This window comes from Saccharothrix sp. NRRL B-16348 (genome assembly GCF_001280085.1).
Lineage (GTDB): Bacteria > Actinomycetota > Actinomycetes > Mycobacteriales > Pseudonocardiaceae > Actinosynnema.
In genome coordinates this window covers 177,538-198,568 of the sequence record NZ_LGED01000208.1, presented here as the reverse complement: position 1 = coordinate 198,568, position 21,031 = coordinate 177,538, and the positions used below count along the sequence as shown (strand labels likewise).

Annotated in this window: 20 protein-coding genes; 13 read left to right on the top strand and 7 right to left on the bottom strand. The window is 71.6% G+C overall.

Translation table 11 applies throughout. From position 1 onward, the window contains the following. Window positions 1-4: 4 nt before the first annotated feature. From ADK67_RS25985 to ADK67_RS25965, 5 genes are all read right to left on the bottom strand, one after another. A complete protein-coding gene (locus ADK67_RS25985) occupies window positions 5-1,495 on the bottom strand; it encodes an SLC13 family permease (RefSeq protein ID WP_053719110.1) in 1,491 nt (496 codons plus the stop codon). A 270-nt stretch (window positions 1,496-1,765) separates the two neighbouring features. Further along, entirely contained in the window at window positions 1,766-3,310 is a 1,545-nt protein-coding gene (locus ADK67_RS25980) for a hypothetical protein (RefSeq protein ID WP_197289614.1), read from the bottom strand. A gap of 25 nt (window positions 3,311-3,335) precedes the next feature. Then, window positions 3,336-3,959 carry a GOLPH3/VPS74 family protein gene (locus ADK67_RS25975; protein ID WP_053719108.1) on the bottom strand — a complete coding sequence of 208 codons (624 nt, stop codon included), beginning with the start codon at window positions 3,957-3,959 and terminating at the stop codon, window positions 3,336-3,338. Between the two features lies 1 nt (window position 3,960). Then, window positions 3,961-4,356 (bottom strand): GntR family transcriptional regulator, encoded by a 396-nt coding sequence (locus ADK67_RS25970; RefSeq protein ID WP_053719137.1) that lies wholly within the window; start codon window positions 4,354-4,356, stop codon window positions 3,961-3,963. A 5-nt stretch (window positions 4,357-4,361) separates the two neighbouring features. Then, window positions 4,362-5,186 carry a hypothetical protein gene (locus tag ADK67_RS25965; protein ID WP_053719107.1) on the bottom strand — a complete coding sequence of 275 codons (825 nt, stop codon included), beginning with the start codon at window positions 5,184-5,186 and terminating at the stop codon, window positions 4,362-4,364. A 266-nt stretch (window positions 5,187-5,452) separates the two neighbouring features. Here ADK67_RS25965 and ADK67_RS49345 point away from each other — a divergent pair, with 266 nt between their 5' ends. The 4 genes from ADK67_RS49345 (at window position 5,453) to ADK67_RS25950 (ending at window position 9,967) form a co-directional block, all read left to right on the top strand. Next, window positions 5,453-5,674: a hypothetical protein gene (locus ADK67_RS49345; RefSeq protein ID WP_197289613.1), complete on the top strand. Its 222-nt coding sequence runs from the start codon at window positions 5,453-5,455 to the stop codon at window positions 5,672-5,674. A gap of 877 nt (window positions 5,675-6,551) precedes the next feature. Continuing rightward, a complete protein-coding gene (locus ADK67_RS25960; protein WP_053719106.1) occupies window positions 6,552-7,733 on the top strand; it encodes an acyl-CoA dehydrogenase family protein in 1,182 nt (393 codons plus the stop codon). Window positions 7,734-7,753: 20 nt separating this feature from the next. Then, window positions 7,754-8,977, top strand: a complete 1,224-nt coding sequence (locus tag ADK67_RS25955; RefSeq protein ID WP_053719105.1) for an acyl-CoA dehydrogenase family protein — start codon at window positions 7,754-7,756, stop codon at window positions 8,975-8,977. Between the two features lie 102 nt (window positions 8,978-9,079). After that, window positions 9,080-9,967 carry a fumarylacetoacetate (FAA) hydrolase gene (locus ADK67_RS25950; RefSeq protein WP_053719104.1) on the top strand — a complete coding sequence of 296 codons (888 nt, stop codon included), beginning with the start codon at window positions 9,080-9,082 and terminating at the stop codon, window positions 9,965-9,967. A gap of 64 nt (window positions 9,968-10,031) precedes the next feature. On the opposite strand, the gene ADK67_RS25945 is transcribed toward ADK67_RS25950, so the two are convergent. Beyond that, window positions 10,032-11,237: an MFS transporter gene (locus ADK67_RS25945; RefSeq protein WP_053719103.1), complete on the bottom strand. Its 1,206-nt coding sequence runs from the start codon at window positions 11,235-11,237 to the stop codon at window positions 10,032-10,034. 529 nt (window positions 11,238-11,766) lie between these two features. Here ADK67_RS25945 and ADK67_RS25940 point away from each other — a divergent pair. Beyond that, entirely contained in the window at window positions 11,767-12,429 is a 663-nt protein-coding gene (locus ADK67_RS25940) for a response regulator transcription factor (RefSeq protein WP_053719102.1), read from the top strand. Between the two features lie 21 nt (window positions 12,430-12,450). Here the strand turns inward: ADK67_RS25940 and ADK67_RS25935 are convergent, their stop codons facing one another. After that, window positions 12,451-13,179 carry a maleate cis-trans isomerase family protein gene (locus ADK67_RS25935; protein WP_053719101.1) on the bottom strand — a complete coding sequence of 243 codons (729 nt, stop codon included), beginning with the start codon at window positions 13,177-13,179 and terminating at the stop codon, window positions 12,451-12,453. A 349-nt stretch (window positions 13,180-13,528) separates the two neighbouring features. On the opposite strand from ADK67_RS25935, the gene ADK67_RS25930 reads away from it, so the two are divergent. From ADK67_RS25930 to ADK67_RS25895, 8 genes are read left to right on the top strand one after another with little or no spacing between them, the layout of a single operon-like run. Further along, a complete protein-coding gene (locus tag ADK67_RS25930) occupies window positions 13,529-14,707 on the top strand; it encodes an isopropylmalate synthase (protein WP_082403778.1) in 1,179 nt (392 codons plus the stop codon). 19 nt (window positions 14,708-14,726) lie between these two features. Continuing rightward, the gene (locus ADK67_RS25925; RefSeq protein WP_053719099.1) at window positions 14,727-14,909 is read left to right on the top strand and encodes a lysine biosynthesis protein LysW; all 183 of its coding nucleotides are present in this window, start codon (window positions 14,727-14,729) and stop codon (window positions 14,907-14,909) included. A 37-nt stretch (window positions 14,910-14,946) separates the two neighbouring features. Then, a complete protein-coding gene (locus tag ADK67_RS25920; protein ID WP_053719098.1) occupies window positions 14,947-15,795 on the top strand; it encodes an ATP-grasp domain-containing protein in 849 nt (282 codons plus the stop codon). Next, window positions 15,792-16,862 carry an N-acetyl-gamma-glutamyl-phosphate reductase gene (gene argC / locus ADK67_RS25915; RefSeq protein WP_053719097.1) on the top strand — a complete coding sequence of 357 codons (1,071 nt, stop codon included), beginning with the start codon at window positions 15,792-15,794 and terminating at the stop codon, window positions 16,860-16,862. The genes ADK67_RS25920 and argC overlap by 4 nt, the downstream gene beginning before the upstream one ends. Next, window positions 16,859-17,665, top strand: coding sequence for an amino acid kinase family protein (locus ADK67_RS25910; RefSeq protein WP_053719096.1), 807 nt, complete (start codon window positions 16,859-16,861; stop codon window positions 17,663-17,665). Before argC ends, ADK67_RS25910 begins: the two co-directional genes overlap by 4 nt. Before the next feature lie 35 nt (window positions 17,666-17,700). Beyond that, complete coding sequence (locus ADK67_RS25905; RefSeq protein ID WP_053719095.1) at window positions 17,701-18,264, top strand: type 1 glutamine amidotransferase; 564 nt, start codon at window positions 17,701-17,703, stop codon at window positions 18,262-18,264. A 17-nt stretch (window positions 18,265-18,281) separates the two neighbouring features. Beyond that, a complete protein-coding gene (locus ADK67_RS25900) occupies window positions 18,282-19,409 on the top strand; it encodes a Glu/Leu/Phe/Val dehydrogenase dimerization domain-containing protein (RefSeq protein WP_053719094.1) in 1,128 nt (375 codons plus the stop codon). Continuing rightward, window positions 19,406-21,022, top strand: a complete 1,617-nt coding sequence (locus tag ADK67_RS25895; protein ID WP_053719093.1) for an AMP-binding protein — start codon at window positions 19,406-19,408, stop codon at window positions 21,020-21,022. The genes ADK67_RS25900 and ADK67_RS25895 overlap by 4 nt, the downstream gene beginning before the upstream one ends. The last annotated feature ends 9 nt before the right edge of the window (window positions 21,023-21,031 follow it).

The following is a 21,031-nucleotide window of genomic DNA, read 5'->3' as shown; positions in this document are numbered from 1 at the left end:
GCTCCTAGTGGGTGGTGATGGGCAGCCCCAGCAGGGGCCACGCGTACAGGGCGAAGGCGGTGACGAGGGCGACGTGCAACGGCGCCAGCACCGAGGACAGGCGCAGCAGGTCGCGCGCCGAGTAGGTGGGCAGGCCCTCGACCTCGGCGAACAGCGCGACGGGCTTGGCCGAGGAGGTCAGGGTGTGGCAGAAGCCGGCCGCGGCGGTGGAGGCGAACACGGCCAGGGCCGGGTTCACCCCCGCCGCGACCGCGAGCGGGATGACCACGGGCACCAGCACCGACGAGCGGGCCGAGCGGGACTGCACGGCCAGGTGCGCCGCCGTGGAGACCACCACCACGGCGACCAGCAGCAGCTCCGGCGACGCGTGCTCCAGCGGCGACAGGCCCGCGCCGGCCAGCCACCCGGCCGCGCCGGTGGAGACCAGGGCGTCACCGAGGGCGGCGGTCGCGGCCGTGAACAGCAGCAGCGACCACGGCACGGTCTTGAGCGCCGCGGCCGGTGTGACGCGCTGCTCGCCGTGCGGCGGCATGGTGACCACCAGCGCGCCCAGCAGCCCCACCAGCGCGGGCGGCACGCCGTGCAGCGGCTCGGTGCACCACAGCGCGAGCACGGCGGCCGTGGTGGTGGCGGCGTGCTTCTCCGGACCGGTCCACGGCCCGCTCGGCGGCGCGGGCTCCACCACGAGGGCGTCGCGGGACCAGTCGAGCCGGAGCCGGCGGTCGGCCCGCGAGGTGAACAGCAGCAGCACCACCTCGGCGGCCAGGTGGCAGGAGACGACGGCGAGCGGCAGGCCCAGCAGCAGCCAGCGCAGGAACCCGACGCCCTCGCCGGTGGCGTCGCGCAGCAGCTGGTCGGCGATCAGGTGCGCGCCCGCGCCGATCAGCGTGGACACCGCCGAGAGCAGCACGGCGGTCGGGAACAGCACCGCCATCGCACGCACCACGCGCGGCCGGTCGCCGAGCGCACGGGCCAGGGCACCGAACACCGGCAGCGCCAGGGCGGTGCGCCCCGACGTGGAGGGCACCGCCAGCGACGAGACGACCAGGGCCACCACGGTCAGGTGGGCCAACTGCCGGACCGTGCGGGCCCGGCCGAGCAGCGCCACCGCGAACCGCCCGACCAGCCCGGACCGGGTCAGCCCGGCGGCCAGCACGAACGCCGCGATGAGCAGCCACACCAGGTCCGCGCCGAGCGTGGCGAACAGGTCGGCGGGCGCGATCACCCCGGTCACGGCCAGCACGCACACCGCGGCCAGCGCGATCCAGGTGTCGTCGACCGGGGTCAGCACCCAGGCCCCGACCGCCGCGGCGAACACCGCCAGCACCACCGCGCCGGGCACGCCCAACCCGTCGGCGAGCAGGCCGCCGCCCAGCACGGTCGCCGCGACCACCGCGATCCCCCACAGCCGGCGCGGCGGCCGGCGGCGCGGTCGCGGACGCGGCAGCGGAAGGGTCGCCGGCTCCGGTCGCGTCGTGTAGGTGAAGGTGTCCACGGCGACCAGCTTGCGACGCGGGGCTGAGCGGCCGGTGAACGTCCGATGAGGACGCTTTCATCCGCGGTGGTCTACCTGCGCCCTGAGGATCCTGCCGTTCCACACAGGTGGCCGGCACCGCCGTCGACGTAGCAGGCGGTGAAGTCTCGGCCGTCACACGGCCGGATGTCGGTCTGGTGGTGCTCGCCCCGCGTTACGCGGGCGGTCCGGAGCGTCAGGGGGAAGCCGCGGACGCGGTGCTCGCCGCGTGGTCGACGTCCCGGGCGTGGGTCAGAGGTCAGCGAGAGCGAGCAGCCGCTCCATCTGTTCGGTTGGGAGATAAGGCGAACCGGCTGCTGCGTGTGCCACCGACTCGTTCTCATCGGACAGCAGGCCTATCAGGGCGGGAGTCGGCAGGTTGCGGTGGTTTGCGACCGCGTGCCGCACCGAGTGGTCGGGGTCGGTGGCCAACTTCTGGGCGAGCGCGGCGGGCAGCTCGGGATCGCGGGGCGCGAGGCGCCGCATCCCCGGGTCGGGGTCGACGGCGAAGCGGCGCAGGACGTCCGGGGGGAAGGTGAAGTCGTCGGCCGGGTGCCAGGCGGTGGGCCGGTCGGGCCGGAACTGCCGGGCGACGCGTTCGGCGGTGGCCAGGTCCACCAGGTGGGGGGCGTGTCTGACCATGGTGGTGACGACGTCGATGTCCACGTCGTTGAGCAGTCGTGTCACGACGTCGGGCGGCAGCGACGCACACGCGGCTGCGGACGCGCGGAAGCACGGATAAGGCGAGTCCACATGCGACAGCGGGTCGGCCGTTACCCAGTCCAGCTTCAGGTAGCGCAGCTCGATGCGCGCCGTGTAGTTGTCGAGGTTTCGTTTCCGTGCCGGGTCGTCGGCATCGAGGCCTTGGAGGGTGTCCGGCTGGGCGGAGAGGGCTTGGATCCCGGCGTGGATGGCCGCCCGCAGCGGCTCCGGGGTGTCAGCGCGGCCGAAGATGACGACCCTGACCGATGCGTTCGGGTCGGCGGCGAGCGTGTCGCGCAGTTCCGGCGGCAGTTGGGGATGGGCCGCCACCTGTTTGCGGACGTCGGGGGCTGGGTCCTGGGCCAGTTGGGCGGCCGTGGCGTGATCCAGGGCCGCATGCCGGATCGCTCCGGCCCGGGTGACCGGGTCGGCGAGCAGAGCCGGTACCAGGTCGGGCGGCGGCACCGGGTGGGGGAGCCGGGCGTAGTAGGTAGAGCAAGCCGCGGCGCGGACGTCGGGGACGGGGTCGGTCAGCAGCGTCCTGCGCACCTGCTCTGGCGCATCGGTCCACCATTGCGCCAGCGTGGCGCGGATCTTGGGGTCCGGGTCGGCGGCCAGCGCGGCTCGCAGATCCTCGGGGACGTGCCCGCTTTCTGCGAGGTACCCCCGGACCGTGGGGTCGGGATCGTCGATCAGCAGCTCGAACACCTCCCGCGGCGTCCCGTCGTCACTGCCGACCACGACGGCGGTCCGCACAAGAGGATGGGGATGCCGGGCCAGCCGCATCCGGAACGTGTCGGGCAGACTGCTGTTGAGCGCCAGCGAGTGAACCAGCCAGAACCAGTCGGCGTCGATGATCTCGGCGATCAGGTCCTCCGTCAGGTCCGACCGCTTCGCGACATGGCCCAAGCCCCGTCGATACCGCAGCAGACGGCCGACCAGATCGGCCGGCAGCGCCGGGTTCAGCACCAGACCGTCCAGCGCCTCGTGCAAGTGAACGGGAACCGGCACGGCTCGCTCCTCGTTGTCCCACATCCGATCGATCCGGAAGTCTCGCATGCCGTGTCCGGCTGTCGCCGGAATCGCCAGTGGCATGCCGCTCTGCTCATCCCGGTGACGGCTATGCCTCACCGACTGCCGCGGCCTGGATCGCTTTGCGCAGGGCAGGGCCGATCGGTCCGCTCAGCTCGGTGAGTTCCTGGATGCGCTGTTTGTTGGCGCGTCTGGTCTTACGGTCGAGGACGAGCGTGAGGTCGCCGGCGGCGATGATGGCCACGAGGGCGGCGTCGGCGGGGTCGATGCCGCCGATGGGTTCGTGCAGGGCGGTGTCGACCCGGCCGAGGAGTTCTTCGCGGACGCGGGGGTCGCGGATGGTCACCTTGGTGGTGGGGAACAGCCCGAGGATCTTGTGGGGATGGAGGTGGACCCAGCCGCCGTCGTTGAGCTGCCGGCGTACCGCGTGAACGGTGGGGCGCTGGCGGTGGCCGATCCAGGACTGCCAGGTGTGTGGCTTGGAGCCGGCGATCTCTTCGAGGAGCGCGTCGAGGACGGGATCGTGGCAGGGGTGCCGGACGTCGATGGCGGCGCGGCCGCGTTCGTCGGTGAGGTGACCGCCCTGGTAGAGGTCGGCGAGGGCCGCGGCGCGGAGCATGACGCCCAGGTTGGTGCCCACGCCGACCTTGCCTTGGTCCGGGTTGTGGGCCAGCAGGAAGATGCGCTGGGGGAGGCTGCGGGGTACGGCCACGTCATGCTTCTTTCGGGTCGCGTGTGGCGGTGGATGCCGCGATGCGCCTGGTCAGCGCTGCTCGCACGATGCGGATGGCTTCGTTGACGTCGATGCCGAGGCCGGCGATGACGGCGGCGTAGTCGGCGGCGGCGCGGCTTGCCTGTTCGCGTCCACGTTCGCCGGCCGCGGACACGAACGAGCCGGCCGACCCACGGGTCTCGATCAGCCCTGCCTCCTCCAGCGCCCGGTAGGCCCGGCCGACGGTGTTGACGGCCAAGCCGAGGTCCGCGGCCAGCCGGCGGATGGTCGGTAGCCGGGTGCCCACGGCGAGCGTGCGGTCCTGGATCTGCCGGGCGAGCTGGGCACGGAGCTGCTCGAACGGCGGGACGGGCGAGGCCGCGTCGATGACGATCATCCGGTTCACGGTGCGCTCATGACGTGCCGCGCCACCGTGGCGCTCCGGGCGGTCCGCGCCTCGATCAGGGCCAGCGCGACGACGCTCAGGACGATGAAGGCGAGCCAGGCGGCGTTCCACCAACCGACGGTGGTGCTGAACACCGACACGACCGGCAGCGACCACACCGACCACACCGCGGTCGGCGCCGCGCCGACCCGGGCGTCCTCGACCCGCAGGATGACGTCGGCGGTCAGCGAAGCCTCGTCGTCCGCCACGACCGGGTGCGTCAGGATGTGGCGCAGCTGGACGACGACGCCGACGGCGAGCCCGCACAGCCCGATGAGCAGGATGACCGCCGCGTACCTCGCGGTGGGGTCGTCCAGCGTCAGGGTGCCGATCGCCAGCGCCGTCGCGCCCACGAACGTGGCGGCCGCGAACGCCGCACGCGGCCAGCCGAGCACGGTGCGCCAACCGAGCCGGACCGGGTGGGCCGCCCGTCGCGGCAACGTCGCACCGGCGCGCCGGTCGACGCGTCGCACCCACCGGTCCAGCAACGACTGGGTCAGCACCAACCCGACCACCAGCGCCGTCAACACCAGCAGCGACCAGCGCCGCTGCCCGGACCCGTCGACCATGCCACCGGTGTAGGTGAGGGCAACCGCGATGATGAACGCGGCCAGCAGGACGGCAGCGCCCAGCCGGGTACGTCGCCGGACCGCCAGGCGCGTCGCCAGCAACGGTGTCGGCCGGACGTCGGCCAGACCGTGCCCGGCCAACCACACGCCGGCCCGCTCGAGGTCCGCCGGACGCACCGGCGGGTCGACATCCGGCAAGGTTCCGTTCGACATGACGCCTCCTATGTCGCAACTGTTGTCTCAACATGGTGCGTCAAGCTTTGCGACAAGTCAATCCGGACGCGGAGCTCTGGTGCCGGTCCCGTCTTCCACTGCGTGAGCCGGCGACGGACGGCATCCCGTGGGAACTCGACAGGTTTCACCATGAGACGCCGGCTGGATCGGCGCCCCCCGAACGGCGTAGTTTCGCGTCGTCCGCCAGAACGAAGATCAGGTACAGCAGCGGTAACGCCACGCCTCACGATCATGCCCTACCGCCCATGATGCACCCCGGCAACGTTCAACGCCGCCGACTCAACCGCGGCGGCGACCGCCAGGCCAATGCCGTTCTCTACCGCATCGCCTTGTCCCGCCTGCGCTGGGACGCACGCACACAGGACTACCTCGCCCGCAGCCTGACCCAGGGCAAGACCCGCCCCGAAACCGTCCGCTGCCAAACGCTACATCGCCCGCGCAATCTACTCGGTGATCAGCAGGCCTGACGACCCGTCCACGGCCCTGCCCGACGCTGCTTGACATCCATAGGGGCATCGAACTCGCCGTCCGCTACCAGGCCACCGTCCACATCGCCGCCATCAACATCCGGCTACGCCACAGCTGAAACACGACCTAGCCGCCGCGAGTCTCGGACGACGTCTCACCGCTGGATATCCTCGGTGGCCGGAACGACGCGAAATCCCTTCGACGAAAGGGGTTCTCCGGTGACGAATCCGAAAGAAACTCGGCGGCCGACCTGTCGGGTACGCAGCCCCGACAACCAGGATCGCCATTGGCGGTCAGGGGCGGGACGGGCCCCGAACCACGGCGGTCGTGCCTGCGCCTGTTCGAGCCGGATCGGGTCGTCGATATGCCCACGGCCAGGTCGGCGACGAACCGGTTTCCACCACGATCGGGTGGCCGGCGTTGCACCCGGATCCGCAACGTGTGATCGGTCGATCGAGTACAGGTCTGCAACGCGGTGCTCGCCGTTCCCGGTCGAGCGCAACGCCCGCGACCAGGGTGCCGACGCCCGTCGGCTGTGATCACCGAGCGGTCCTCGGGGTGGGCGCTGTCCGTGCCGTGAACCGTGCGACCCGGCGCGAGCGCCGGTACCGAGACCGTTTCCGATGATTTGCAGAGTTCTGACGTGATTTGACGAAAGTCTGACACGGGGGCCCTTGATGTCCGCCGCTGTCGGGCAGAAACTTGTTGTAGAAACATCGTACCGGTTTCGGATGAACCTGGGTAAACGTTCGCGGGGAATTCGTTCCCAAATTCCACGGAAGGTGGTGGAGAGTGACTGAAGTGGATTTATCGCAAAACGGTGGCGCCAATGGCCTGAAACCGGAATCTGCCGGTAACGGGCAGCAGGGTTCGACGGTGTTGTCGCACACCCTCGCCAACGGCGCCGCCGACGCAGACGGCGGCGGGCTGTCGCTGGTCGAGTGGGCACGGGAACTCGCCGGCCGCGTGGTGCGGCCGACTGCGGCCGAACGGGACCGGGACCGCCGGTGGGACCAAGGGATCTTCGCCGAACTGTCGGGCGCACGGTCCGGGCCGGGCCTCGCCGGGCCGCTGGTGCCGCGCGCCCTGGGCGGCGGCGGCCTGTCCGCGACCCGGACCTGCGCCCTGCTGGAAGGGTTGGGCGACGGGGGCCGCGATCCGGGCCTCGCTCTCGCGGTCGGCGTGCACGCGGTGCTCGCGACCGTGCTGCTCCGTGCGTTCGGCAACCCACGGCAGCAGAGGCGCTATCTGCCTCGCATGGCCTCGGGCGAGTGGGTGGGTGCCGTGTCGCTGCGCCAGACGCAAGGCGCCGCCCACGCGTCCACCGTCACCGCCCGTCCCGCCGCGGCCGGTCTGGGCGGCTGGGTGCTCAGCGGTGAGCTGGATCTGGTCGCGGGCGCACCCGTGGCCCACCACTTCCTGGTCATCGCCGCGCACGACGACGGCAGTCGGACGGCGTTCGTCGTGGACCGCACCACCCCGGGGTTGCTGATCAACGACGTGGGCCCGGTCGCGATGCGCACCTGCCCGTGGGGTCAGGTGATGCTGGACGGCTGCGTCGTCCCGGAGGACGCGGTGCTGAGCACCGTCGGCGGTGCCGCGGACGAGGTGGAACCACTGCTGGCGGCGCTGGACTGGGTCTTCCTCAGCGCGCCGTGGCTCGGCGTCATGCGCGCGCTGACCCGGGACGCCATCGCCGACGCCCGCGAACACCACCTCTTCGGCCGGCCCGTCGTCCACGCCCAGTCCGCGCGGTTCACCCTGGCCGACCAGGCCGCGCAGTGCGAACTGGCCTCGGGGCTGCTGTACCGGGCCGCCGGGCAGTTCGACGGCGGCGGCCGGCCCTCGCGCGAGGACGCGGCCGCCGCCCGGCTCTTCGTGGCGGCAGCCGCGCGGGCGGTCACCGAAGGGGCGGCACGCCTGCCCGGTGCGCTCGGCACCACCGGTGACCACCTGATCGAACGGGCGCACCGCGACGCGCTGTTCTTCGCCGAGACCGGCGGCGGTACCGAGGTGCTGCGGCCCGTGATCGCGGCGTCCCTGCTCGGGATCGGCTGAACGTGAGGACCACAAAGGACATGAACGGCGACCATCGAGGCATCGACACCGCGCCGAGCTTCCCGGGCATCGCCGCTCGGGCGGCCGAGACCGACGCGACGGGACGGATCCCGCTCCAGAACTGGAAAGAACTCACCGACAGCGGGTACCTGCGGCTGTTCCACTCGCCGGACATCGGCGGAACGGGAGCCGACGGCCCCACCCAGGCAGCGGCCATGGAGGCGCTGGCCCGCGCCTGTGCGGGAACCTTCTGGGCGGCGACCGTGTCCGCGCTGCTGTGTGCCAAGCTGATCTCCACCTACGGCGACACCCGCGAGCACGCGCGGCTGCTGCGGCCCCTGCTCTCGGGTGAGCGGCTGGCGACTTTCGCCGTGGTGGAGAAGACCGCGGGCAGCGACTCGGGCACCTTCCGCACCACGGTGCGCCCCGCCGGGCCGGCCGGCAGCGACTTCGTCATCACCGGCGAGAAGTCCAGGATCGCCAACTCGCCGGCCGCCGACCTGGCCGTGGTGCTCGCCAGGCGGGAGAAGCTTCCGGGCGACGACGGCCCGGACTGGTGCCTCGCTTTCGTGGACCTGCGGCAGCCCCGCGTCCAGCGCTACGCGATTCCCCACATGGGGCTGCGCGGCATGTCCTGGGGCGGCATCGTCTTCGACGACGCCCACGTCGCCGCGGCCGACGTGGTGCCCGTGCCCATCGAGGAACTGGCCGAAGGCATGGCCTGGGGTTGGCTGTTCATCGCGTTCGCGGCCATCGGCATCGCCGAGTCCGCGCTGGCCGCCTCCGTGCGGCACGCCAGGCAACGGGTCTCGTTCGGCCGACCCTTGGCGCACATGGAGGGCGTGCAGGCACAGCTCGCCGAGTCGCACGCCCAGATCGATGCCGCGCGGCTGCTGGCCCACCGGGTGACGTGCGAACGCGCCGCGGGTCGGTCCGCCAGGGACCTGATCGGCATGCTCAAGATCTACGCCACCGAGATGGCCGTCGGCGTCGCGGCGCGTGCCGTGCAGATCCACGGGGCGGCCGGCGTGACTTCAGGGCACGAGGTGGAACGGCTCTACCGGGACGCGCAGATGAACGTCATCGGCGGGTTCGCCTCCAACCGGTTGCGCGAGCAGGTCGCCGAGGGCCTCGGCCTCGGACCGGCGGTCTACCGGGCCTTCGACTGGGTGACGCCCAGTGGCCTCGGCCGGGACCCGGTCGGGCTCGACGGCTTGGTGCACGCCGCGGGCGACGGCGCGTGACCGGACCGCCGGGGCGACACGTCCACGGCGTCCCTCGACCTTCCCGACGACCCTGACCAACCACGACGTCTGACCAACCACGACGGCCCAGGAGGCCTCAACATGTCCATCCTCTTCGAGTGCGAGTACAAGGGCGAGCGGTACGTCGGCTTCGGCAAGCCCGCGCCCGGCGACGCGGTGCGCCTGTACCGGGTGGCCGACGGGCAGTTGCACACGGCGATCACCGAGTCCGACGGCGGTCTCGCCGCGTCCGTCGTCGACGGTGCCGAGGAAGTGACGGTCACGACCGACGACCCCGAGCTGCGCTACCTCCCGCCGTTGCTGCCGACGGCCACCGGGAACGCGATGGTGAGCGGCTTCATGCGCACGCACCGGTCCAAGTTCGACGACGGCCCGGACCCCGACGCGGTGTTCATCCCGCCGAACTGGTTCTTCAAGGGCTTCGGCTCCTGGCTGCGGATGCCGGCCGAGCCGCTGGCCGTTCCGGCGTCGCCGATCGCGTTGATCGAGGAGCCCGAGATCGTGCTGGTCTACGTCAACGGCGCCGACGGCACGCCGCACTACGCCGGCTACACATTCGGCAACGACCTGTGCGACATCGGGCTGCACCGGGAGAACCCGGGCTGGAACCCGTACTGCAAGCTCTGCGACACCTCCATCGCGCCCTGGCTGTTCCTCGACGAGCCGCCTCGGACGGCGACCGGTCGGGTCACCATCGAGCGGGCCGGTGCGACGGCCTGGGAGGGTCCGTTCGCCTGTGGCGCGGACGACCTGTACTTCCGGGTGGAGGACATGGTCGACCACCTGTTCTCGTACCCGGCCGTGCGCCGGCCGGGGATGGTGAACTACGTGCTGCTCGGCGCCGACAAGGCCAGCTTCCACGACGGGTTCCGGATCGCCGACGGTGACCGGGTGACCATCGACGTGACCAGTCACGACGTGGTGCTGTCGAACGTCATCGAGTTCGGCGGCCGGGCCGGGGCGGTCTGACGGACGAGGCGGCCGGGTCCGGTTCCACCGCGGTGGAACCGGACCCGGCGCCCGCCGGACGGGGTCAGGTCGTGCCGGGGCGCTTGGCGGGGAAGCCGTGCGCGCGGGCGGCGACCACGACGAGGAACACCGGCACCAGCAGGATGAGAGCGGTCCACGGGAACGAGTCGGGGCCGAAGACGCCGAGCAGGACGCCGCCGACCGCGCCGCCCGCGGCCATGAACAGGTTCCACGTGGTGACCAGCAGGGCCTGTCCCACGTCGCCGCCCGCGTCGGTCACCGCCGTCTGGAAGAGGGTGGCGACGCTGCCCCAGCCGAGCCCCCACAGCACCGTGGCGACGAAGACCATGGCGGGCATGTCGGCCAGCAGCCCCAGCATGGTCGACCCCGCGGCGAACAGGAGGGTGCAGGCGATGGTCAGCACGCGCAGCCTCCGGTCGACCAGGATGCCGGTGACCCAGATGCTCACCACGGAGGCGATGCCGAAGACCAGCAGCACGGTGCCCCGCGCGTCCGACATGCCGTGCTCGTCGAGGAACGTGGCGATGTAGGTGTAGAACACGTTGTGCGCCAACACGTAGGCCGCGACGACGAACAGGATCGCCCCCACACCGGGGATGGCGAAACCCTTCAGGATCGGTTGCCGGTGCTCCGGCCGCTGTCCCGGGTAGTCCGGCACGGACGCGAAGATCCACCCCACCAGGACCAGGGAGACGACGGTCACCAGGGCGAACGTCAGCCGCCAGCCGAACAGCCCACCGAGGAACGTGCCCGCCGGGATGCCGAGGGACAGGGCGAGCGGGATGCCCGCCATGGTGATCGCGATGGCCCGGCCCTGCAGGTGCGCGGGCGCCAGCCGGCGGGCGTAGGCGACCAGCAGTCCCCACACGACGGCCGCGGCCACCCCGCCGATGAACCGGAACAGCATGGTCAGCAGGTAGTTGGACGAGAAGGCCGTGACCATGTTGGCGAGGGCGAACCCGCCCACCGCCATCAGCATGAGCGGCTTGCGCCGCCAGGTCGCCGTGATCGCGGACATGGGGATCGCCGCGAGGCCGGTGGCGACGGCGTAGATCGTCAGCGCCTGCCCCGCCGCGGACTCGCTGACCGACAGGCTGGCGGCCATCTCGGGCAGCACACCGGCGGGCAGCGCCTCGGTCAGGATCACCATGAAGGCCGCCGTGGCCAATGCCAGCAGCGGTGACAAGGGGAGTTTCCGGCCCTCCACGGCGGTGGAGCCGGGCGGTAACGCTGTGTGCGACGTTGACATGTCACGTATGCTCAAAGCCTCACATAAATGTGAAGGTCAAGCCCGCTCGATGTGACGTAGGTCACAGCCTGTGGTGACCGGTGCCCGAGCCCGCCACCGCGTTACGGAGACACGCACCACCGTACGCCGCGCGTCCGGTCGCCGTGCTCGCGACTCGGGTTGTTTCCCGTCCGCGAACGCGGCTGCCGCCATTCCGACAGGAACCCGGAGACCGATTGCGGAACGCCGCCACGAGTGCGGAGAGTTGGTCTGTTTGGCGGGACCGACCGGGTGCGGTTCACTGATTACCTTGGGGAGCACGTCGAGGGTCGAGTGATTCCGTGCGGTCTGCCGAACGAGGGGGATGGGGAATATGGGTTCGTGGTGCCCACGACAGGTGGACGTTGGCGGGAATTCGCCGGGAACGGGCGGCGGCCCGGCCCGGCCCGGCCGATTACCGCGACGGTCGGGTGACGATCCGACGTGGTCCGCCGGTGGCCGGGTCGCCGGACTCGCGCGTCGCGGCCGGCCCTCCCGATAAGTGGTCGCCATGCAGTTGCTCATCGTCGAGCAGAAGGGCCAGGGGAGCGGTGCGCTGGCGCGCGACCTCCGCAGGCAGGGCTACGACGTGACCACCGTGACCACCGGGACCGAGGCGCGCCGCGCGCACCGCGGCACCGACCTCGTGCTGCTCAACCTGGAGCTGCCGGACGTCGACGGCCTGGAGCTGTGCCGTGCGATCAGGGCCGACGGCGGCACGCCCGTCATCGCGATCACCAACCGCGACACGGAACTCGACCGGGTGCTCGCGCTCCGGGCCGGCGCGGACGACTGCGTGGTGCGGTCGTGCGGGTTCCGCGAGGTGATGGCCCGCATCGAGGCCGTGACGCGCCGGGCCAGGGCCCGCCCGCAGCACCCCGACCTCATCTCGCTCTGCCTGCTGCGCATCGACCGGCGGACCCGCGAGGTCAGGCTGGACGGCCGGCTGGTCGAGGTGACGGCCAAGGAGTTCGAGCTGCTGTGCGCGCTCGCCGCCAACCCCGAGGCGGTGATCTCCCGCAAGGAGCTGATGGCCAAGATCTGGAACGACATCTGGACCAGGTCCAGCAGGACGATCGACACCCACGTCAGCAGCCTGCGCGCCAAGCTCGGCTCCAGTTCGTGGATCAAGACCGTGCGGGGCGTCGGCTACCGCATCGGGCACGGCGGCTGACCCCGGCGCGCGTGGCGCCCGTCAGGCCGCCGCGCGCGCCAGCCGGGCCAGCAGCGGGTCGCCGTCCGCGGGCGCACCCGTGACGCGCAGGGCCCACCACGCGCTGGCCAGGTTCGACGTGAGCAGCACCCCGCGCCCGTCGCGGACCGACTCCTCCAGCGCCGCCGCGGTGGCCATGCCCGTCCCGGTGAACAGCAGCGGCACGGTGGGGTCGGGGTCCTCGGCGCGCAGGCGTGCCACGATCTCCGCGGTCGTGACCCGGTACGGGGCGTGGCGCCCGCCGGCCCGCACGGAGACCACCTGACCGACCTCCAGGCCGGCGTCGGTCCAGTACCGCCGTGACAGTTCGGTGAGCCACGGCTCGTAGGGCGACACCAGGTTCAGCTTCGTCACGCCCAGCGCCTCCAACGCCGCGAGGCTCGCCAGCGTCGAGGAGTGCACGGGGATGCCCATGCGCTCGCTCAGCCTCGCGCAGAGCTCCCGGTCGCCGTTCGGCGTGAGCAGGTAGTGCGAGCCGCTGCACGAGACGACCGCGGCGTCCAGCGGCAGGCCGCCGAAGTTCGCCAGCACCTGCGGCAGCACCTCGTCGTAGGTCTCCAGCATCTCGCGCAGCCCCTTGCCGGGGGTGAGCGGGAAGCGCATGACGTGCAGGTGCATCGCGGATCCCAGGAAACGGTGCAGCTCGGGTTCGGCGTTCGGGTTCTCCGGCGGGACGACCATCCCGAGTCGGAGCGGGGTGGAAACTGCCATGCGACTGCACCCATCCACCAGGTGGCACTCGGCCGCGGCCGCTGCGTCGGTATTCGACCCACGGTAATGCCGGGCCGGGTCGGCCGACAAGCGCCGAAAAGGCTATTCGACAGTCGCCCACGTCGATCTTGCACGACTTTTCGGCGTCCGACATCCGCATGACAAAGCTTCACAAAGGCCTGACGTTCCGGATCTTGACCGTGCCGACCGCGAACGACCAAGCTTTTGGTCAGCAGAGGACGCCGCGGACTCGATTCGCGAGTAACGGCAATCCACCCTTTTTCGGAACGCCCGCGCGGTCGGCACTGCGAAACCCAGGAGCACTTCCTCTAGGGAGGAGTGGACGGTCATGGCAGGAAGAGAACACGACGGGGAGGGTCTCCTCGCCGTCGGCGGGCGGACACCGCGGCCGCTACCGAGCGTCTCCGACGCCACGCTGCGCGACTCCGCGCACATGGCGGGCGTCGAGTTCGGCGCCGAGGCCACGGCCTACATCGCCCGGCTGCTGGTCAAGACCGGCGTCGAGCTGGTCGAGGTCGGCATGATCTCCGGCTCGAAGTCCGGCGACACCCACATGATCGAGGCCGCGCACGAGGCGGTCGGCCCGGACAAGTGCCTCACGCTGGTGGTGGTGCGCGACCGCCGGCAGGTGGCCAAGGCACTGGACGAGGCCAAGCACCTGGGCGTCCGGTCGGTCATGCTGTCGATCCCGACGTCGGCCGAGCACGCCGCCCTCAAACTCGCGTCGCCGAGCACCAAGTACCTCATCGCGGTGGCGAACGCCGCCATCGACATGGCCAAGGAACGGGGCTTCCACGTCACCTTCAGCGGCGAGGACGGTGCGCGCACCGAGAGGGAGCGGCTGGTCTCGTACGTGGCTGCGGGCTTCGGCGCGGGCGCGGACCGGTTCCGGCTGGCCGAGACGGTCGCCTACCTGGCGCCGTGGCAGATGTACGACGTGATCTCGGACCTCACCGCCATCGACGGCGCGGAGATCGAGATCCACTCGCACAACATGCTCGGCATGGCCACGGCCAATTCGCTGGCCGCCTACGAAGCGGGCGCCGAGTGGATCTCGGCCACCGCGGGCGGCATCGGCGAGCGCGGCGGCAACGCCCCGTTGGCCGAGGTGCTGACGTCGCTGCGGGTCGTCTACGGCGACGACCGGTTCGACCTGTCGCACCTGACGGCCCTCACGGACGCGGCGCTGAGCGGGTCCGGCCTCGGCGAGTCCTTCATGTCCGGCCCCACCACGCCGCACGCCTTCGCCTACGAGCTGCCCGGCCAGCTCTCCCACCCCGAGGCGTACGAGACGCTGCCGCCCGACCAGGTCGGCAACCGCCGCGAGCTCCGCGTCCGCACGCGGTTCACCAAGCCCCTGATCGCGTGGGCTCTGTCCGGTTCGGACCTCGACGTCGACCTCGACGCCTTCTGCACCTGGTTGGCGCGCAGGCAGGAGGAGGACGGCCGTCCGCTCCTGGACCGCGACGCCATCCGCAAGCACGCCACCGAGTTCCAGCACAGCTGACGAGACAGGAGGACCGGACATGACGCAGATGCTGGCAGGTGCCTGCCCCGAGTGCGAGACCCCGCTGTCCACCCCGCCCATGATCCAGGGCGAGACGATGTCCTGCCCCGAGTGCCTGTTGACACTGCGGGTCGACGAGGTCCAGGACGGCACGCTCGTCCTCCAGGTGGTCGAGGTGCAGTTGCGCGACTGGGGCCAGTGATCGACCGAGCAGCGCTTCCCGAGAAGGGGGAAAGCACATGGGTGGCAAGGTCGCCATCGTGGCGGACCGCGTCAGTTGGGAGGAGCGGCAACTCATCGACCGCGGCCCGGAGCACGGCTTGGAGGTCGAGTGGGTCAACGACGAGGCGCTGTGCCTCGGTGACGAGGACGCCGACGCGCTGAAGAGCTACGACGTGGTGCTGATCCGCAGCCGCAGCTACACCCGCGGCGGTCTGCTGGCCTCGCTCGCCGAGGCCGCGCGCATCCCCGTGTTGAACACCGCCGCGGTCATCCAGGCCTGTGAGAACAAACTGGCGCTGCGGGTCCTGCTGCGCCGGGCAGGTGTGCCGGTGCCCGACTTCCGCCTCGTCCTGTCGCGTCAGGACTTCCGCAAGGCGCTGGCGGAACTGCCCTTTCCGCTGGTGCTCAAGCCGATCTTCGGCGGCATGGGCAAGCGGGTGACCCTCCTCCGCGACCCGGACACCGCGAACTCCGTCTACGACTACGTCGAAGACCTGGGTCATGCGTTCGAACAGGCGTGCCTGGTCGAGCCGTTCCTCGGCGGTGGTTCGGTCCGCTGCCTGGTCGTCGGCCGCGAGATCGTGGCCACCGCGCGGTTCGAGAGCAACGGCACGGATTGGCGCAACAACGCGGCCATCGGCTCCCACCACAGCGTGGTGGAACGGGACGCCCCGATCACGCGGATCGTGGACGCGGTGGTCGAACAGCTCGGCGGCGGGATCTACGGCATCGACCTGTTCCGGACCGGGGACGGCTACGTGGTCAACGAGGTCAACCACGCGCCCGGCTTCCGGGCGGTGGCCACCACGAGCGGTGTGGACGTCGCCTCGGCGATCGGTCGGTACGTCAGGGAGGTGCTCGGATGAGCGGGGACGGGAAGATCCGCGTCGGCGTGGTCGGGGCATCCGGGCTGGCCGGTGGCGAGCTGATCCGGCTGGTGTGCCAGCACCCGGACCTGGAGCTGACGTTCCTGGGCGGGTCGCGGCACGCCGGCCGCAGGCCCTCGGAACTGCACCCCGGGTTGCGGCGGGACCTCGGCCTGGTGGTCGAGGAGGTGACCGAGGACGTCGCCGACCGGGTCGACGTGCTGCTGCTGTCCACGCCCGCGTCGGTGTCGGCCGAACTGGCCGCGCTGTTCGCCGACCGGGTGGCGTGCGTGATCGACCTGAGCGGCGCGTTCCGCATCCGTGACGACGAATCGCACCACAAGTGGTACCCGAAGGTGGCGCGGGCCGACGGCCTCGCCGACCGCTTCGTCTACGGCGTGCCGGAACTGGTCGGCGAACAGATGGTGGGAGCACCGCTCATCTCGCTCGCCGGCTGCTACGCCACCGCCATCACGCTGGGCCTCGCCCCGCTGGTCTTCGAGCTGGGCATGCACCTGGACCACGTGCTGGTGGACGGCAAGAGCGGGTCCAGCGGCGGCGGCGTGCACCTGCGCACGTCCGACCTGCACCCGTTCCGGGCGGGCGCCATCGCGCCCTACTCGCCCACCGGGCACCGGCACGCCGCCGAGGTGAGCGACTTCCTCGGCCGCGGCAAGCCGGGGACGGTCGGCACGGTGTCGATGTCCGCCTACGGCGTGTCGAACGTGCGCGGCCTGCTGGCCAGTTGCTACGTGCTCACCCGCGACGAGGTGGACGAGCGCACGCTGTCCCGGGCGTACCGGCGCTTCTACCGCTCGCACCCGTTCGTCCGAGTGCGGCGCAACGACGAGACGCTGATCCCGGTGCCCGACCCGCAGGCGACGCTGGGTTCGAACTTCTGCGACGTCGCGGTCATGCACGACCCGGATGGTGGTCGGATCGTCGTGCTGTCCGCTTTGGACAACCTCGTCAAGGGTGCGGCCGGGCAGGCGGTGCAGGCGATCAACAAGCGGTACTCGCTGCCCGAGGAGACGGGCCTGACCATGCAACCGGTGATGCCGGCATGAGCGCGGAACCGGGCGCCCACGTGAACGCCACCGTCGTCAAGCTCGGCGGCAGTTGCCTGGAGGACATGGACGACGCGTGGTGGGAGGACCTGGCCGGCCACGCGCGGGAGAACCCCCTGGTGCTGGTGCACGGCTGGTCCAAGCCGCTCAAGCGCCTGGCGTCCCGCTACCGCGAGCCGTCGGCCGTGCTGCGCGACCGGTACGGCAACCAGAGCAGGTGGACCACGCCCGAGGTGATCGAGGACATCCTGAAGGTCAGCGCGACGCTGGCGGACGAGGTGATCGCCAGGCTGGAGAAGCACGGCGTCACCGCCTCGCGGCTGCTGGGCAGCGACGGCACGCTGCACGCGGGCCCCGGCGAGCGGTGGTACTGGCGCGGCAAGGAACTCGTCGAGATCGACAACCTGGTCGGCCCGATCGCGAGGGTGGACCCGACCGCCCTGACCGGCCACGGGAAGGGGCATTGCGTCCTGGTCACCCCGCTGGCCCGGGACGCGGCGGGCCGGGTGGTCAACACCGACGCCGACCGGGCCGCGGCGGCCATCGCGGCGGCCACCGGCGCACCGGCGCTGACCCTCGTCACCGACGTGCCGTACCTGCTGGTCGACGGCAAGCCGGTGCGGCGGATCAGCGCCGCCGCCGCCCGGGAGTTCCGGGACAAGGGCGCCACCGGCGGTATGCGCAAGAAGCTGCGGGCCGCCGGCGAGGGTCTGGACGGCGGGGTCGAGCGGGTCGTCATCGGCAGTGCCCCCGTGTCGGAACTGCTCGGTGGGTCCACCGGGACGGTCATCACCAGAACCTGACCGCACAACGCACAGCAGTGAGAGGAGTACTGGACATGACGTCCCCGCGTGTGCTCGTGGTGGACAACGGGAGCCTGTCGATCCCCCAGGTCCGCAAGAGCTTCGAGGTACTGGGCGCCGAGACGGACCTGGTGCGGGCCGCCGAGGTGCCCGACCGCCTCGGCCCGCGCTACCAGGCGCTGGTGCTGAGCGGCACGAAGGTCCGCGCGTACGACAGCGACTTCTACCGCCGGCTGACCGACCTGGTCTTCACCTCGACCGTCCCGGTGTGGGGCATCTGCGGCGGCATGCAGATCATCGGCACCGCCGCGGGCGCTGAACTCGTGCCGGGCAGGTCCCGGGTCGGCCGGCACGAGGTGCACCTCGACAAGCAGGAGCCGGTGTTCTCGGAGGCCAAGCCGACGGTCTCGCTGTTCCAGCGCCACATGCTCTACCTGAAGGCGGCCCCGCTCGGGTTCAAGGCCATCGGCTGGTCCGACGACGCGCCGGTGGAGTTCATCCGCTCCGACGACGGCCGCGTCTACGGCTCGCAGGCACACCTGGAGTTCCGCGCCGACGGCCTGTCCGTGCTCCGGGGCTTCGTCCAACTGTTCAACTAACCGTGGGGGTCAGGAAAATGACTGTTCTCGACATCAACGCGGTGCAGGTCGAGGAACCGGCCTTCGTCGTCGCGCTCAACGGCGACAACCGCAGCATCAAGGGCTGGGTGGTCGTCGACTCGCTGGTCGACGGGTGGGCGATGGGCGGTGTCCGCATGACGTCCTCGGTCACCGAGGACGAGGTGCGCGGCCTGGCCAGGGGCATGACCGAGAAGCTGACGCTCGTCGGTCTGCCGGTCGGCGGCGCGAAGGCCGGGATCGTGGCCGGCCAGGACAGCCGGCGGACGCTGGAGACGTTCGGCCGCACCGTCGCGCCGCTGCTGCACGGCGGCATCCACCTGGGTGCCGACCTCGGGGTCGGGCCGGCCGAACGCGCGGTGTTCTTCGACGCCGCCGGGTACGACCCGCGCAAGCGACCGCGCGCCGCGCCCATGCCCTACGACTGGCGCACCTACTACGAACCGCTGGTCGACTGCACCGGCCACGGCGTCGGCGTCGCGGCGGTGACCGCGCTGGAGACATTGCGCCGCAACGAACCCGGCACGGTCGTCATCCAGGGCTTCGGCTCCGTGGGCCGCGCGGCGGCGCGGTTCCTCGAACGGCGTGGCCACCGGATCGTGGGCGTGGCCGACGAGTTCGGCACCATCAGCGGCTACCGCCTGCCCGTCGACGACCTGATCGCGATCACCGACCCGCTCGGCCGGATCGACCGCACCAAGCTCCCGCAGAACGTCAAGGCGACCGCCGAGCCCGACGCCTGGCTGGACGTGCCCGCCGACGTGCTCGTGCTGGCCGCGCAGAAGGACGCGATCAACGGCGACAACGTGCACCGGCTGACCGCCCAGCTGGTCGTCGAGGGCGGCAACATCACCACCACCCCGGAGGCCGGGGTCCGGATGGCCGCGGCGGGCGTGACGCTGGTGCCGGACGTGGTCGCGAACGTCGGTGGTGCCGCGGCGGCGGGTCTGGCGCTCACCGGCACCGTGCCGTTCGAGCTGCCGGGCGAGGCCCGCAAGCAGTGGGTGTTCGACTGGGTGGGCACGCGCGTCGAGCGCAACACGCGGGACCTGCTGGAGATCGCCGCCGGGCGGGCCGGCGACCCGCTGCCGGAACTGCTGGCGGCACGGCGCGAGGCGGGCCGGTGACCGCGGTGGACCAGGACCGCGCGGCCGACTACCTGCGGCGGGGGTGGTGGCGGTCCGAGACGTTCCTGGACGACCTGCGCCGCCAGGCCCGGGAACGCCCGCACAAGACGGCCGTCGCGGCCCGCCGGATCGCCGCGTCCCGCACGGAGACCTTCGACTATGCCGAGCTGTCCCGGCTGACCGACCGGTTCGCGGGCGCCCTGCTGGAGCTCGGCGTGCGGCGCGGCGACTTCGTTGCCGTGCAGCTGCCCAACCGGTGGGAGATGGTCCCGCTGATGTTCGCGTGCATGGCGGTCGGCGCGGTCATCTGCCCCATCTCGCCGATCTGCCCGGAGAGCGAGCTGCGGCACCGGCTCGGGATGACCGGGGCGCGGGTGTGCGTCACCGTCCCCGAGTGGGCGGGCGACCCGCTGGCGGAGGTCGTCGTCGGGCTGCGGGCGGAGCTGCCCGGCCTGGAGCACGTCCTCGTGGTCGGCGGTCCTCCGGTCGACGGGGCGCTGGACTTCCACGCGCACTTCGTGGACGTGCCGTGGGAGGAGCGCCACGACCTGCACGGCCTCGCGCTCGGCCCCGACGAGCCGTACGTGGTGCTGTTCACCTCCGGCACCACCGGCGAGTCCAAGGGCGTGCTGCACAGCCAGAACACGCTCTACGGCGCCTTGCAGGGCTACGTCACGACGCTGGGCCTCGACGAGGACCTGGTGGCGGCGGTGTCCACGCCGCTGGTGCACTACTCGGGGTTCGGCCAAGGCGTCCTGACCGGCGTCCTGGTGGGCGGCACGATCGCGTTCCAGGACGTGAAGGACAACCCGGCGCTGCTGGAACTGGTCGAGCGGCACCGCGCCACCCTGCTCTACGGGCCGCCCGCGACCCTGGTCGCGGTGCGGGACGCCCAGCGCGAGCGGCCGCGCGACGTCAGCACCCTGCGGCAGGCGGTCATCGGTTCCGCGCCGGTGCTGCCGGCGTTGGTCGACGACCTGCGGGAGGTGCTGGGCGCGCGCACGTACTCGCTGTGGGGCATGTCCGAGTTCGGCCCGGTGACGATCACCCGCACCGAGGACCCGGAAGCGACGCCGGGGTTCAGCAACGGGTGGGCGATACCGGGGATGGAAGTCCGCATCGATCCCACGGGCCTGCCCGGCGACGGCTCGATCGGCCGGCTGTGGGCGCGGGGCGCGGCGCGGAGCCTCGGCTACTACAAACGACAGGACGTGTTCGACGCCCACCTGGACGCACAGGGGTGGTTCGACACCGGTGACCTCGCCCGGCACGACGGCCTGGGCGGCATCCGGATCGTCTGCCGGGCCGGGGACGCCATCGTCCGGGACGGGCACGTCGTGCCGCTGGTCGAGGTCGAGGCGGTGCTGGAGAGCCACCCGCTGGTGTCGGAGGCGGCGTTGGTCGGCCTGCCGGCCGGTGACGTGCTCCTGGCGGTCGTCGTGCCGAGCGGCGGGCGGGCGCCGTCGTCGGACGAGCTGCGCGAGCACGTGCGGGCGGCCGGGCTGGACGACCGGTTCCGACCGGACCGGGTGGAACTGCTCGACGCCCTGCCCAAGACCCTCACCGGGAAGATCCGCAAGGCCGCGCTCCGGGAGCGCTACGCCGCGAGCTGACTCGAACCC